Raw genomic sequence first — 13,950 nt, forward strand, 5'->3', positions numbered from 1 at the left:
CGGTCGGTCAGCAGGGGCGGGCGAACAGGTCCGACGCGAGGCGCACGACACGGCCTCCGATCACGTACTCGGCCACGTAGACCGTCCCGTCGGGCCCCGCGGTGAGCCCGTGCGGGCTGTTGAACCGGCCCGAAGCGAAGTCGGGCGCGACCGGCAGGCCGTCGGCGTCGACCGCGTTCGGCCAGCCCGCGCGCGTGATCGCGGTGGGGTCCTCGCCGATGAACCCGACGAGCTGGTCGTCCTCGTCGAAGACGGCGAGCCGGGCTGCCCGGTGCTCGGCGACCACCAGCAGCCGGCCCGCGACCGTGAGACCGCTGGGGCTGTTCAGGTGCTCGGCGCCCACGATGCGCTTGACCTTGCCCGCGAGGTCGAGCACGACCAGGCGCCGGTTCTTGCGGTCCGCGACGTAGATCTGCGGCTCCGCGGTGCGACGGTCGAGGAGCATCGCGTGCGGGCAGTCGAAGCGGCCGGCGCCCGGCACGTCGTCGAGCGTCGAGCGGTGATCGCCCTCGGGGCCGTACACGTGGACGGTGCTGGCCCCGTAGCCGTCGGCGACCCAGATCTCACCGGTGCCGCCCGCCGACACCTCGTCCACGACGATGGAGGTGGGGCGGTAGGTCGCGGTCCGGGGTCCGGGGGGCGTGGGGAGCTCCCGGACGACCTCGCCGGCAAGGGTCACGAGCACGGCCTTGCCCTCACCGGCATCCGTCGGGATGGGGTAGGTGCCGTCCGGCCGCCGGTGCACCTTGAGCCCCATGTCGGCCACCCAGACGTGGTCGCCGTCGGGGCCCTCGACGACGGTCATGTCGTGCAGCTCGGTGACCGGGAGGGGCACGCTGCGCAGCAGGGCGCCGGACCCGTCGTGCACGAGGAGCTCGGGGCGGCCCGGATGGGCCGAGAGCACCTCACCGGTGGAGGCGACTGCGAGCCCGTGGTGCGCCAGGCCCAGGCGGGCGTCCTCGTCGCCGGGCCGCTCTGCCCAGGGGTCGGTCCAACCGGTCGCGGTTCGGGCGGGGGAGGTCACGACGTCACCCTCGGTGTCGGCGCCCGGCCCGACGAGGACTTCTACAGCAGCCGCGGGTGACTGGTGTCACTGACATCAGCAGATCGCGCGGTGATTGTCGAAGCGAACCGTTCGGGGAATCTCTGGAGGATTCGTGACAACGCTCGACGCCGCGGCCCGGGTCGATCGGGACTTCTTCGACGAGCACGGCTACCTCGTGATCGAGGACGTGTTCGACATCGAGACCGAGATCGACGCCGTGGTCGCCGAGTACACCGAGCTGCTGGACCGGCAGGCGCAGCAGTGGTACGCCGACGGGACCATCAGCTCGACGTACGAGGACCTCCCCTTCGCGCAGCGGTTCGCCCGCGTGCTGGTGGAGACCGGGGCACCTGGCTTCCAGCCGTTCGACATCTCGCTGCCGTCGCGCGGGGTCACGGCGGACACGCCGATGCACGCCGGCCCCGGGGTCTTCGCCCTGCTCACCAGTCCGCGCCTGCTCGACGTCGTCGAGCAGTTCGTCGGCGGAGAGATCCTCGCCAACCCGATCCAGCACGTTCGGATCAAGCCGCCGGAGCGGATGCTGCCGAACCGGATGGGCGCCTCCCTGCTGACGGCATCGGCGTGGCACCAGGACCAGGGTGTGGCGCTGCCCGAGGTCGACGACACGAACATGCTCACCGTGTGGATCGCGGTCAGCGACGCGACCGTGGAGAACGGCTGCCTGTGCGTCGTCCCTCGCAGCCACCGCAGAGGTCTGATCACGCACTGCCCGGGTGGGCAGGAGCGTCCGCTCGCGATTCCGGACCGGCTGGTCGGCGACGACGTCGTGCCGCTCCCGGTGCGGCGTGGCGGCATCGTGCTGCTGCACCGCCAGACCATGCACTCGTCGCTGTCCAACGAGGGAGACGGTGCGCGGTGGAGCTTCGACCTGCGCTACCAGCCGGTGGGCCAGCCGACCGGGCGCCCGCTGTACCCGTCGTTCGTGGCCCGCAGCCGCACCGCCCCTGAGACGGCGGTGACCGACTGGCGGGAGTGGGCCTCCCTCTGGGAGCAGGCTCGCGAGCGCGTGCAGACCGACGGCGCCGCCTTCGCGGCGCCCGCCAACCGATGGGACGGCAGCCAGCCCGTCTGCGCCTAGAAGAGCGCCATCGGGTTCACGAGGGCCGACGTCGCGCCGGGGATCACCGGTGGGGCAGCGGTGAAGAGGAACTCGCGGCGCTGCAACCGGTCGGCGGCGCGGACCACGCCTTCGAGCATGGCCCCGTCGATCAGCGGCAGGCCGAGGTGGACGAGGGCCCCGATGTGGACCGGCATACCGATCCCGCCGACGGGTGGCACCTGGTCGTGGCCGATGTCCGACACCAGGACCGCGATATCGCGCTCGCGGAAGAAGCGCAGGCATTCGGGATGCAGGCCCGCGTAGTCGACCATCGGGGGCGCCTGCGGCTCCGCGACGCCGGTTCCTTCGGCGCGCCACCGCGCGTCCCGGCCGAGGTGGATCAGCAGGGCGTCACCCGGGCCGACACGCGTCGCGCCGGCCCGCTCCGCCTCGAGCAGCTCGTCGGTGCGGACCGGTTCGCCGGGGCGGGCGTAGCCACCGCGTAGAGCAGCGATGTCGAGGAGCACCCCGCGGGTGCACAACCGGTCGGCGAGCAGCGCGACGTCGCCTGCGGTCGCGCCGGCGGAGGTCAGGTGCTCGGCCGTGCGGCCGTTGTACATCCGGCCGTCGAACGTGATGTGGCACAACGCGTCGAGGTGGGTGGTGTGCTTCCCGTGCGCGGTGATCGCGAAACGGTCGACGGCGATCCCGACGCCGCGGCCGGGCTGCCCGGTGTCGGGCAGATGCAGGGAGAGCACTGGCGGCTCCCGCCACTCGTCGCCCGGCCCGTCCTCTCGGTACCCGTCGAGTTCGACGGCGCGGGCGCAGCTCACGCAGAGGCCCTCGGTGACCGTTGCGGCGGCACGAGCGCGGACCGCCGGGGTGATGAGGTTGATCGTGCCGAGCTCGTCCTCGGCGCCCCAGCGGCCCCAGTTGCAGATTTCGGCGAACAGTCGCCGGAGCTCGTCCTCGGTGGGTCCGTTCGCGCTCATGCCGGCCTCGACGATCCGGTGCCGAACGTCAGCGGGAGGGTGTCCCATCCGTGCTGCATGTGGGAGTCGATCCGGGTCGGGGTGCCGGCGAGCGCCACGGTGGAGAAACGGGCGAGGAGCTCCTGCAGGACGACCCGGAGCTCGAGCCGGGCCAGCGCCTCGCCGATGCAGACGTGGTTGCCGAAGCCGAACGACAGCACCCCGTGCGTGGTGGGGCGAGTGATGTCGAACGTGTCGGGATCCGACCAGTACTGCTCGTCGCGGTTCGCCGCGTAGTACAGGAGGTAGAGCCAGTCACCCTTCGCGATCCGGGTGCCGCGGATCTCGGTGTCGGTGGTGGCCCGCCGCACGAACCCGGGGACGGGCGTCACCCAGCGCAGCGACTCCTGGACGGCCTGGTCGACGAGGCCGTGGTCGGCTGCCAGCGCGCCCATCTCCGCCGGGTGCCGGGCCAGACACCAGAGCAGGCCGGCCAGCGAGTTGCGGGTCGTGTCGATCCCGGCGAGGAAGACGACCATGGCGAGCATCAGGATGTTCGCCGCGGTGATCTCGGGCCGCTCCGCCTCGGCCGTCACCAGGCGGGTCAGCAGGTCGTCGGCCGGCTCCTTCTTCCTGCGATCGAGCAGGTCGAGCAGGTACTTCCGCATCTCCTGCACCGTGCGGGCGGCCTGGTCCAGCTCGGCGCGCGACAGCGGGGCGCCGAGCTTGTTGAGCTCGCCGGTCCAGAAGACGAGCTCGTCGAGGCTCACCTCGTCCTCCGGGATCCCCAGGAGCGTCCCGACAGCCTTGGTGGGGACCACACGGGCGATGTCGCGGACGACGTCGATCGGGATGCCTGGCTCGACCGGCGCCAGCTGCCTCCGGGTCGTGTCCCGGACGGCCGTCTCGAGTCGTGCGATCGCCTTTGGCGTGAACGCGGGCGCGATGACGCGGCGGACCTCGCCGTGGCGGGGCGGGTCCAGAGTGGCGAGCAGATCGGCGCCGTCGTCGAAGAAGTCGCGCTCCACCGGCCCGCCGAACTTGGCGGAATTGATCAGCTTGCCGTCCGTGACGGTGAACAGCTGCGGTGTCCGTTCCACGTACTTGATGTCGTCGTATCGGCTGAGCACCCACATGTCGAGGGGCTCGTAGCGGAAGACCGGCGCCTCGGCGCGGAGCCTGCGCAGGACATCTGCGTTTCCTTCGTCGTAGAACGCAGGTTCTTCGATCCTCACTGCGTTGCGCAGATCAACGACCACGAACAGACTCCCTGATGAACCGGCGGATGTATTTCTTCCGACAAGGTAGGTGGCACGGACTGCGGGCCTACAGGATCGGAGTTCTAGCCGGTCAATGCTTGTCCCGCTACGATGACGCAATTCATTCGTGACTTCCGTCACTGAATGGGGCGATCGTTGTCGCTGCTCCTGAAAACGGCGATGCCTAGGATGTCCGCTGGATACGGCACGGCCAATGCGTCCCCATGTCTCGATCGCGGGGTTGCTCATGGTGGCAGCGGGATTTCTGGCTCCCCCCATTGCGCGCCGTTCGATATGCCGATCTGTCACGCCACAATGATGTGAGAGGCAAAGATGCGCGTAGAACATCGCAGTAGTTCGCCATCGCTACGGCGGCGCGCCGGTTCGATACTGACCACCGCTGTCCTGGCGACCTTCATGTCAGCGTGCGGCGCCGCTGGGGAGCCTGCCGGCGCGGGATCGGGTGCGGCGAGCTACGACGACAACGCCAGCATCGTCGTCGCCGGTACCCTCATCGGCGCGGACATGGACCCGTACAAGGCGGGCGGCCAGGTCCAGGCGATCATCGACGTCTACGACACCCTGATCCGCCCGAAAGCCGACTTCGGCCTCGCCCCGGGGCTGGCCACCGAATGGGCGTGGACGCCGGACAACCTGAAGCTCACCCTGACCCTGCGCAAGGGCGTCACGTTCTCCGACGGCACCCCGTTCGACTCCTCGGCCGTGGTGAGCAGCCTGAACCGCGCCCGCAGCGGTGAGACCTCCCAGCAGAAGGCGACCCTCGCCTCGATCACCGACGTGGCGGCGGACGGGCCCGACAAGGCCGTGATCACTGTCAAGCAGCCGTCCCCTGCGCTGGTCAGCGTGTTGTCCTCGGCGGCAGGCATGGTCATCAACCCGAAGCTCGTCGGCGACGACACGGCGATCCGCACCGGCACGGGAGCACTCGGCACCGGCCCCTACACGATGGACAGGTTCCAGGCGTCCACGCAGATCGTCCTCAAGAAGCGGCCGGACTACTGGGACGCGGCCGCCAACCCGCACGCCCCTGCCTCCTTCACATACATCAACAGCGCGGACGGGAACGCCCGGCTCAACGGTCTGAAGAGCGGTCAGTACCAGGCGGTCCAGTCCACCGGGACCCCCGGGCTGAGCGGCCCGGGCGGCCTGCCGCAGGTGAACAAGGACTTCAGGACGATCGCCATCCCGGCGTTCTCGACGACCGGCATCGCGTTCAGCTTCGTCACTCCGTTCGACAAGCCGCTGGTGCGCCAGGCCGTCGCGCACGCCATCGACTTCCAGGGTCTGGGTCCGGTGCTGGCCAACCAGCTGAACTGCAACGAGACCCGGCCGGTCCAGCTACCGATGCAGGGTCAGATCGGCTACAACCCCGACGCCAAGGCCCTCCCGTACGACCTGAACCTCGCCAAGCAGCTGCTGGCACAGGCCGGCTACCCGGACGGCACTGGCCTGCCGCCGCTCACGATCGCCGCGAACCAGGGCACGCAGGACACGATCGCAGCCACGGCCTTCCAGGCCGAGTTGGCGAAGATCGGCATCCGGATGGCGATCAACCCCCAGCCCTCGCGGGTGTACGAGGTGGCGCTGCTGACCTCCGGCAAGGCGCAGCTGGCGACCCTGAACCTGACCACCGGCGCCGGGAACGACCCTTCGCTCGGCTACAACACCGCGATCCTCGCCAACCCGCAGTTCGTGGACGACTCACCGGCCGGGCAGCAGTACAAGTCCCTGATCGCCAGGGCCGCGACCGAGCCGGACACCAGCGCTCGGACGCAGCTCTACGCGCAGGCCGAGTCGATCGCTGCACGGGAGGCCTTCTACATCCCGTTCTGCCGCTTCAACAACGGCTACGCGGCGACCGCCAAGCTCGGCGGGTTCGACGGTGACTACTGGTTGCGCTACGGCGCGATGAAGGTCAGCACGGTCACTGTCGCCAGGTAGCGGGCTCGACCGCACGGCGGTGGCCGGTCAGCCCTGCGCACCGGCCGCCGCCAGAGCCTCGACGACGTGTCGACGGGCAGGGGTCTCGCGCCCGGGCAGCTCGGCCAGGACGATCCGGCGGCGCTCCGGCTCGGCCTGCCGGACACTCAGGAAGACCACTCCTGGCGGACGGACGTCGGCGAGGGCGTCGCCGACGGTCGTGATGCCGCAGCCGGCCTCGACGAGGCGGAGCTTGGCGAGCCAGTCGCGGGCGGTGTGGGCGATCGTCGGGCGCTCGTCCAGGCCCGGCCAGACGCCCATGAGCCGCTCTTCGCCCGAGGGCGGTCCGGCGATCCACCGCTCCCCGCGCAGGTCGGCGAGGTCGACCGTGTCGCGGCCGGCGAGCGGGTGGGCTGCGGGGACGGCGATGCGCAGCGAGCGCTCGGTCAGCATCCGGATCTCGAACGCCGGCGTCTCGCTGTCGAAGGGATGGAACGGCGGGGTCCAGGCGAGCACGGCCAGATCGATGCTGCCGACCCGTAGAGCCCGCACCAGCGCCGGGGTGCCGCCTTCCCGGCTGGTCACGGTCAGGGACGGCTGGGTGCGGCGCAGCGCGGCCAGCGCGCGGGGGACGAGCGTCGCCCCGGCACTGGTGATCCAGCCCAGGCGCACGGTCCCGGCGTGCGCCGGGAGCCCGGCCAGCTCGCGTTCGGTGGCGTCGACCCGGTCGAGCACGGCGGACGCGTACCGGAGGATCACGCGCCCGGCCGCGGTGAGGATCACGCCGTCGCGGCGCCGGTCGAGCAGCGAGGCCCCGGCGGCGCGCTCGAGTGTGGCGATCTGCCGGGAGACCGCGGACTGGGTGTACCCGAGTGCCTGCGCGGCGGCTGTGAGCGTGCGGCGCTCGGCGATCTCGCAGAACACTCGCAGTGTGGAGGTCGGGACGTCCGCCAGTGCCATGCGTCCCAGGAATAGCACATCTTCCGATCTTTCGCTGGACGCATCGCCGACGCCTTCCTAGCCTCGATCACGTGGAGATCAGGAACGCAACGGACATGCAGAAGATCGAATCGCCATTCGGGTTCTCGAGCACCGCGGACGAGGTCGCGAAGGGGATCGACCTGGCCCGCCGCCGGGCTGTCGTCACCGGTGCGTCGTCGGGGCTGGGTGCGGAGACGGCGCGGGCGCTGGCCGCGGCCGGGGCCGAGGTCACGCTGGCCGTGCGCGACCTGGCAGCGGGGGAGCGGGCGGCGACCGACATCCACGCGACGACGGGCAGCGACCGGCTGCACGTGGCGCCGCTGGACCTTACCGACCAGGAGTCGGTACACGCGTTCGCCCGCGCCTGGGACGGTCCGCTGCACCTGCTGGTGAACAACGCCGGCGTGATGGCGAGCCCGGAGGCGCACACGCCGGAGGGGTGGGAGCTGCAGTTCGCCACTAACCACCTCGGGCACTTCACGCTCACGACTGGCCTGCACGCGGCGCTGGCCGCAGAGGGTGCGCGCGTCGTCGTCGTCAGCTCCAAGGGGCACATGACCTCGCCGGTGGTGCTCGACGACCTGCACTTCGCCTTCCGGCCGTACGACCCCTGGCTGGCGTACGGGCAGTCCAAGACCGCGAACGTGCTGTTCGCCGTCGAGGCGACGCAGCGGTGGGCGGGCGACGGGATCACGGCCAACGCCCTGATGCCCGGTGCGATCTACACGAACCTGCAGCGCCACATCGGTGGCGGGGGCAGTGGGAAGGTGCCGCCCAACCTGATCAAGTCCGTGGAGCAGGGGGCGGCGACCTCGGTCTTCCTGGCGACCTCGGCGCTCCTGGAGGGCGTCGGGGGTCGGTACTTCTCCGACTGCCAGGAGCAGGAGGTCGTCGACCGGCGCAATCCGGGGCTCGGCGGCGTGGCCCGGTACGCCGTGGACCCCGAGGGGGCGCGGCGGCTGTGGGACGTCTCGGAGGCGCTCGTGGGAGGGCGGTCGCGGTGAAGGCCTGGCGACTCACGATGGCGACGGGCTCGCTCGAGTTCGCCGACGTGCCGGCGCCCGTCGCCCGGCCGGGCTCGGTGGTCGTGCGCGTCGAGGCGGCCCCGGTGGTGAGCTACCTGCGCGAGTACGTCGCAGGCCGGCTGCCGGACTACGACCCGCCCCCCGATCCGTTCACGCCGGGCACGAGCGCCGTCGGGGTGGTCGAGGAGGTCGGCGCGGAGGTCTACGGTCTCCGGCCCGGGCAGCGGGTCGTGGCGACCGGGCACTACACGTCGGCGGAGAACGTGGCCGAGCCAGCGCAGGCCCTGCTCGGGATCACCGCGCCGCCCGGTTCGGGCGCAGTGCTCGAGACGTGGCGGGACGGCACCTTCGCCGAGCAGGTCGTAGCTCCGGTGTCGACGGTGACCCCGCTGCCGGCCGCCCTCGACGGTATCGGTGGGGCGGCGCTCATCGGGGTGACCCGATGCCTGGTGCCCTACGGCGGGCTGCTGCGCGGCCGGCTCCAGGCCGGGGAGACGGTCGTGGTCAACGGCGCGACCGGCGGTTTCGGCTCGGCCGGCGTGACGGTGGCCGTCGCGATGGGGGCGCGCCGGGTGGTGGCGGCCGGGCGCACCCGGGCCGTGCTGGAGCGGCTGTCCACGCAGAACCGGGTGGTCACGGTCGCGCTGAGCGGCGACGTCGAGGCCGACGCCGAGGCCCTACGGCGGGCCGCGGGCGCTCCGATCGACCTGGGGCTGGACCTGGTCGGCGGCGCGGGGGATCCGGAGAGCACGCTCGCCTCCCTGGCCGCGCTCCGTCGCGGCGGCCGTCAGGTGCTGATGGGCAGCATGACCGCCGCCTTGCCGATCGACTACACGGGCCTGATGATGACCGGCAAGGAGGTCATCGGGAACTTCATGTACCCGCGCAGCGCCCCTGGTCGGCTCCTGGAGCTGGTGGCAGCGGGCCTGCTCGACCTCGACGGGATCCCCACCGAGCACTTCCCCCTCGCGGCACTGCGGGAGGCGATGGACCGCGCGGCTCACAGCGGTGCGCCGCTGGTGGCCGTCGGTGGTTGACCTGACCGCGGCCTGACGGGTGGGATGCTGCGTCAGGCAGGGATGAGGGTCGTGACGCAGAACGGATGACCGGCCGGATCGAGCAGCACCCGCCAGCTGGTCGGCATGGGTTGCTCCGCGGCCTTGGTCGCCCCGGCGGCGAGGGCACGACGTTCCGCCTCGTCGAGGTCGCGCACGGCCACGTCGAGGTGGAACTGCTTGGGCCGACCGTCCGGCCACTGCGGCGGCTCGTAGGCCGGCACGCGGACCGTGACGAGCAGCAGGGAGCCGAGCTCGACACCGCAGAAGCGGTCGGTCTCGACGGTGATCCGGCCGTCGAGCACGGTCGCCCAGAACGCGGCGAGAGTGCGCGGATCGTCGCAGTCCAGGGCGATGGATCCCAGTCGCCCGACGGGTTGTGTCATGTCGACTCCGTGTCTGTGCGTGCTGTCGGACACCCGGCGGGTCGCCGGCTACACGACTCCGTGCTCCACCAAGCTGCGTGCGCAGTCGAGCACGGTCTCCTGCGCGGGGCGCCGGTGCCAGCCGAGGAGGTTCTCGGCCTTGGCGGTGGTGTGCCGGCTGCGCCGACCGAGTGCGGGGATGGTTGTTCGCAGCGCGGGGTCTCTGCGGGCCGCCAGCCGGACGACGAGGTTCGGCAGCTCTCGTGTGCGCACCCGTGCGCCATCGGCGTGATCGAGGCCGTTCCTGAGGGTTCGGGCCACGTCGACCATCCACATGAGTTCGCCGGTGCCGAGGAACCGCTCTCCGGCCGCGGCAGGGAACTCCATCGCTCGGACGTGGAGGTCGGCGAGGTCGCGCACGTCCACGACCTCGAGCCCGATCTTGGGCATTCCGGGCATCTCGCCCCGCAGTATCCTGGCGATGATCCCGACCGAGCCGATCGTCGAGGTGGACAGGATCGGTCCGAAGACTGCTCCGGGCAGCACCGTGACCAGCTCGGGCGCACCCGGTTCGGCGGCGAGATCCCACGCGGTGCGCTCGGCCACGGTCTTCGAGCGCCGGTAGGGGATCAGCGACGGGTCGTCGGGGTCGGTCCAGGTCGTCTCGTCGTAGACGCCCTCGGCGGTGTACTCCGAGGGGCTGGCCGCGTTAGCGGCCGAGGTCATCACCACCCGCTTCACCCCGGCCGCGGCAGCGGCGCGCAGCACGTTCCGCACGCCCTCCCGCGCCGGGACGACGAGCTCGTCGGCGTCGCGCACCCCCTGGCTGCCGAGCGGTGAGGCGACGTGCAGCACGTGGTCGATCCCGGCCAGGGCCTCGGCCCACCCGTCCGGCGACACGAGGTCGGCACGGGCGAACTCGAGCCGTTCGCCGGGATCGGTCCGCGTCGCGACGGCCGCGCGCAGAGCGTCCGCCTTCGCGAGGTCGCGCAGCGTCGTGCGCACCGAGTACCCGCGTTCCAGCAGCTCGACGATGCACCAGCCCGCCACGTATCCCGTGCCACCGGTCACCAGCACCTTCTGCGTCATCAGGTAGTCCAGTCCTCGTGTGGAGCTGCGTGGTGGCGGGCCCTCGCCTCAGTCGACGCTCCAGCGCCGCGAGGTCACGCCGTTGATGGTGGCGCCGCCCTGCTGAACGTGGACCGCGATGTCGCGCAGGAATGCGTAGGGGAACTGCAGGGTGGGCTCGGTGAGCTCGTCGAGCGAGGTGCACTCCTCGGCGGAGAGCGTGAGGTCCGCCGCGGCGAGGTTGGCCTCCAGCTGCTCGACCGTCCGGGCGCCCACCAGTGCCGAGGTGATCGCGGGGCGGCGGATCTGCCAGGCGATCGCGACAGCGGACACGGTCGTCGCGTGCCCGTCGGCGATCTCCCGGAGCCGGTCGAGCAGCGCGAACGTCGACTCGGTCAGTTTCGCCTGCGACATCGGCCACGCCGCGCGACCGGATCCCGCCGGCCGAAGATTCTCGCGGGTGTACTTCCCCGAGAGCACGCCGCCGGCCAGCGGGCTGTAGCTGACCCCGCCGGCGCCCAGCTCCCGGGCGGCACCGAAGAGCTCGCCCTCCGGGGTGCGCTCGAGCAGCGAGTACTCGATCTGGATGGCCGAGACCGGGGCCCAGCCGCGGAACTCTGCGATGGTGCCGGCGCGGGCTACCGCCCAGGCCGGCGAGTCGGAGATGCCGAAGTAGCGGACCTTGCCGGCCGCCACGAGGTCGTGCACCGCCGCGACGGTCTCGGAGATCGGCGTGTGCGGGTCGAAGTGGTGGAACCAGTACAGGTCGACGTAGTCGGTGCCCAGGCGTTCCAGCGAGCCGTCGAGCTGCGAGTAGATCGCCTTGCGCCCGCCGCCGCCGCTGTTCGGATCGCCGGGGTGGAGGTTGCTGGCGAACTTGGTGGCGATCACCATCCGGTCGCGCAGGCCGGGGTGGCGGCGCAGGTACTCGCCGATGGTGTCCTCGGAGCGCCCGCGGGCGTAGCCGTTGGAGGTGTCGACGAAGTTGCCGCCGCGGTCGCGGTAGTGGTCGAGCATCCGGAACGAGGTCTCGCGGTCGGCGCCCCAACTGGGGTCGTCGAAGAGCATCGCACCGAGACCGAGGGGGCTGATCCGCAGGCCGGTACGGCCCAGGGAGCGGAAGTGGTCGAGGGGCATGGCTTCTCCGGTGGTGGGGGAGGGCGGATCAGGCCGCCTGCCGGTGCAGGGCCAGCAGGCTCTCGGCGGTGTCCACGATGGTCTGTTCGACGGGGCGGTGCCGCCAGCCCAGTACCCGCTGCGCCTTGGCCGAGGACGCATCCAGGTCGAGGCCCAGCTGCGGGCGCAGGATCCGCATCGCCGGGTTGAACCTGCTCAACGCCTTCGCGGCCCAGATGGGCAGCTCGCGGGTCGGAACCCTGCTCGCGTCCTCGCCGAGTCGCGCGCGGAGGATGGCGGCGATGTCGCGCATCCAGAGGCTGTGGCCGGCCGTGGCGAGGAACCGCTCGCCGGCCGCGGCGGGGTCGGTCATCGCCAGCAGGTGCAGCTCGGCCACGTCGCGGACGTCGACGAAGCCACTCGCGACCTTCGGGATGAGGGGCATCGAGCCGTCGAGCATGCGGGCGACCACTCCGAGCGAGGGGGAGTAGTCGGGGCCTAGTACCGGGCCGAGCACGCCCGTCGGGTTGACCGTGGCCAGCTCGAGGCCCGTTCGGTCGGCGAACTCCCAGGCGGCGCGCTCCGCGAGTGTCTTCGACTTCTGGTACGGCGGGATGCCGTCCCGGACCTCGGTCCAGTCCTCCTCGGTGAACGGGGTGGAGCGCGGTGCGTGGCCGTAGCCGACCGCACCGAACGCCGAGGTGAGCACGACGCGGCGGACACCGGTGTCCTTGGCCGCCTGCAGCACCCGGAGCACCCCGTCACGAGCCGGGACGATCATCTCGTCGTCCGAGCTGGGGACCCGGGTCAGGGTGGGTGAGGCGACGTGCAGCACGTAGTCGCAGCCCTCCACCGCCGCGTGCCAGCCGTCGTCGTTCTCCAGATCAGCGCGCAGCACGCGCAGCTGTGGCTCCGGGCCGGCACCGCCGCTCTCGAGCATCGCCCGCAGCGCGGGCTCCTTCGACAGGTCGCGCACCGTGGTCCGCACGGAATGACCCGCCGCCAGGCCGGCCAGTACGCAGTAGCTGCCGATGTACCCGGATCCGCCGGTCACGAGGATCTCTGCCATGGCTGTTCGCCGCCTTCACGTAGTTGTTCCTGTTCCCGCAGCTGGATCGGGGTCACGCGGCTTCGACGCGGTCGGGAGCGAGCACCGGCAGGGCGCCGTTGCGCGGTTCGGCCCGGCGATGCAGGAGCAGGCTGCCGAGGAGCGCGTGGTGGACCATGATCGGGTACACCGCGCCGCGCTCGAACATCCCGAGGTTCCATCCGATGCCACCGCGCGCGTCCACCATGAAGATCGCGAAGCTGATCAGGCCGATGATGCCCAGCGTGATCGCGGTGCGGGCGTAGCCGCCGCCGAGTCCGAGTCGTGCAGCGCTGGCGCCTGCCACGATGGCGAAGATGTTGCCGGTCGCGATGACGGTCTGCGCGCCGAGCATGTGCAGCACGATCTGGCCGTTGTCGATGCTCTCCTGGGAGCCGTGCACGAGGCCGACCGTCGCGACTCCGACGCCGGACAGCACGGCGAGCACCGGGAGCGCCACCCCGCGCCAGCCGGACCGCAGGTCGACGAGCGTGAGGACGCCGACGACGAGGAGGGCGCCGTAGGCGACCCAGCCGGTGTTCATGACCCACGCCAGCGGGGAGTTCGCGACCTGGCCGAAGGGGGCCTCCGGGCCGCGGGTACCCAGGTGACTGATCCAGTTGTGCAGTGGCGCGTAGGGCGGGTCCTGCCACGCGGCCGCGGTGACGAGTTCGGCGAGCCAGGACAGCAACGGTCCGGCCAGCAGCACGGCGGCGCCGGTTCGGGCCCTCGTGCCGGAGTGGAGCAGGGACGGCATGGCGGAGCATCTCCTCGTCGACGTGCGCGGTGTGGACCGTCCTCAATGGACGGTTCCTGAGGACGCGGCGACGTCGCCCTGTGAGGTCGCCTCGAGGGGCCTCCAGGACTGCGCCGTGCGTCGGGCTCCGCGTCGCCCGGCTTCACCGGGCGATGCGTCGCCGGGCGGCTCCGCCTCCGCCCGTGGGCTGGCGCCGTGGCCGCTCGACGGAGGTTCTCCG

General features: G+C 71.5%; 13 protein-coding genes. 4 read left to right on the forward strand and 9 right to left on the reverse strand.

Going from position 1 to position 13,950, the window contains the following annotated elements; translation table 11 throughout:
• Positions 1-7 precede the first annotated feature (7 nt).
• Entirely contained in the window at positions 8-1,024 is a 1,017-nt protein-coding gene (locus ACQEVB_RS23685) for a hypothetical protein (protein WP_432974957.1), read from the reverse strand.
• A 133-nt stretch (positions 1,025-1,157) separates the two neighbouring features.
• Between ACQEVB_RS23685 and ACQEVB_RS23690 the strand changes: the two genes are divergently transcribed.
• Positions 1,158-2,144: a phytanoyl-CoA dioxygenase family protein gene (locus ACQEVB_RS23690; protein ID WP_432974959.1), complete on the forward strand. Its 987-nt coding sequence runs from the start codon at positions 1,158-1,160 to the stop codon at positions 2,142-2,144.
• Here ACQEVB_RS23690 and ACQEVB_RS23695 read toward each other — a convergent pair.
• Together ACQEVB_RS23695 and ACQEVB_RS23700 are read right to left on the reverse strand one after the other, a co-directional pair.
• Entirely contained in the window at positions 2,141-3,097 is a 957-nt protein-coding gene (locus ACQEVB_RS23695) for a cyclase family protein (RefSeq protein ID WP_432974961.1), read from the reverse strand. The genes ACQEVB_RS23690 and ACQEVB_RS23695 overlap by 4 nt on opposite strands.
• Complete coding sequence (locus ACQEVB_RS23700; RefSeq protein ID WP_432974963.1) at positions 3,094-4,335, reverse strand: cytochrome P450; 1,242 nt, start codon at positions 4,333-4,335, stop codon at positions 3,094-3,096. Before ACQEVB_RS23700 ends, ACQEVB_RS23695 begins: the two co-directional genes overlap by 4 nt.
• A 333-nt stretch (positions 4,336-4,668) precedes the next feature.
• On the opposite strand from ACQEVB_RS23700, the gene ACQEVB_RS23705 reads away from it, so the two are divergent.
• Positions 4,669-6,297, forward strand: a complete 1,629-nt coding sequence (locus ACQEVB_RS23705) for an ABC transporter substrate-binding protein (RefSeq protein WP_432974965.1) — start codon at positions 4,669-4,671, stop codon at positions 6,295-6,297.
• 27 nt (positions 6,298-6,324) lie between these two features.
• Here the strand turns inward: ACQEVB_RS23705 and ACQEVB_RS23710 are convergent, their stop codons facing one another.
• Positions 6,325-7,236: a LysR family transcriptional regulator gene (locus ACQEVB_RS23710; protein WP_432974967.1), complete on the reverse strand. Its 912-nt coding sequence runs from the start codon at positions 7,234-7,236 to the stop codon at positions 6,325-6,327.
• Between the two features lie 95 nt (positions 7,237-7,331).
• Between ACQEVB_RS23710 and ACQEVB_RS23715 the strand changes: the two genes are divergently transcribed.
• Together ACQEVB_RS23715 and ACQEVB_RS23720 are read left to right on the forward strand one after the other, a co-directional pair.
• Entirely contained in the window at positions 7,332-8,261 is a 930-nt protein-coding gene (locus ACQEVB_RS23715) for an SDR family NAD(P)-dependent oxidoreductase (RefSeq protein WP_432980526.1), read from the forward strand.
• Positions 8,258-9,319, forward strand: a complete 1,062-nt coding sequence (locus ACQEVB_RS23720; protein WP_432974969.1) for an alcohol dehydrogenase catalytic domain-containing protein — start codon at positions 8,258-8,260, stop codon at positions 9,317-9,319. Before ACQEVB_RS23715 ends, ACQEVB_RS23720 begins: the two co-directional genes overlap by 4 nt.
• Positions 9,320-9,351: 32 nt before the next feature.
• Here the strand turns inward: ACQEVB_RS23720 and ACQEVB_RS23725 are convergent, their stop codons facing one another.
• From ACQEVB_RS23725 to ACQEVB_RS23745, 5 genes are read right to left on the reverse strand one after another with little or no spacing between them, the layout of a single operon-like run.
• A complete protein-coding gene (locus ACQEVB_RS23725; RefSeq protein ID WP_432974971.1) occupies positions 9,352-9,723 on the reverse strand; it encodes a VOC family protein in 372 nt (123 codons plus the stop codon).
• 48 nt (positions 9,724-9,771) lie between these two features.
• Entirely contained in the window at positions 9,772-10,791 is a 1,020-nt protein-coding gene (locus tag ACQEVB_RS23730; RefSeq protein ID WP_432974973.1) for an NAD-dependent epimerase/dehydratase family protein, read from the reverse strand.
• A 48-nt stretch (positions 10,792-10,839) separates the two neighbouring features.
• The gene (locus ACQEVB_RS23735; protein WP_432974975.1) at positions 10,840-11,907 is read right to left on the reverse strand and encodes an aldo/keto reductase; all 1,068 of its coding nucleotides are present in this window, start codon (positions 11,905-11,907) and stop codon (positions 10,840-10,842) included.
• Positions 11,908-11,935: 28 nt separating this feature from the next.
• Positions 11,936-12,955, reverse strand: a complete 1,020-nt coding sequence (locus tag ACQEVB_RS23740) for an SDR family oxidoreductase (RefSeq protein WP_432974977.1) — start codon at positions 12,953-12,955, stop codon at positions 11,936-11,938.
• Positions 12,956-13,007: 52 nt separating this feature from the next.
• On the reverse strand, positions 13,008-13,730 hold the full coding sequence (locus tag ACQEVB_RS23745) for a DUF998 domain-containing protein (RefSeq protein ID WP_432974979.1): 723 nt from the start codon (positions 13,728-13,730) through the stop codon (positions 13,008-13,010).
• Between the last annotated feature and the right edge of the window lie 220 nt (positions 13,731-13,950).

The organism is Pseudonocardia sp. CA-107938, from assembly GCF_050936315.1.
GTDB lineage: Bacteria > Actinomycetota > Actinomycetes > Mycobacteriales > Pseudonocardiaceae > Pseudonocardia.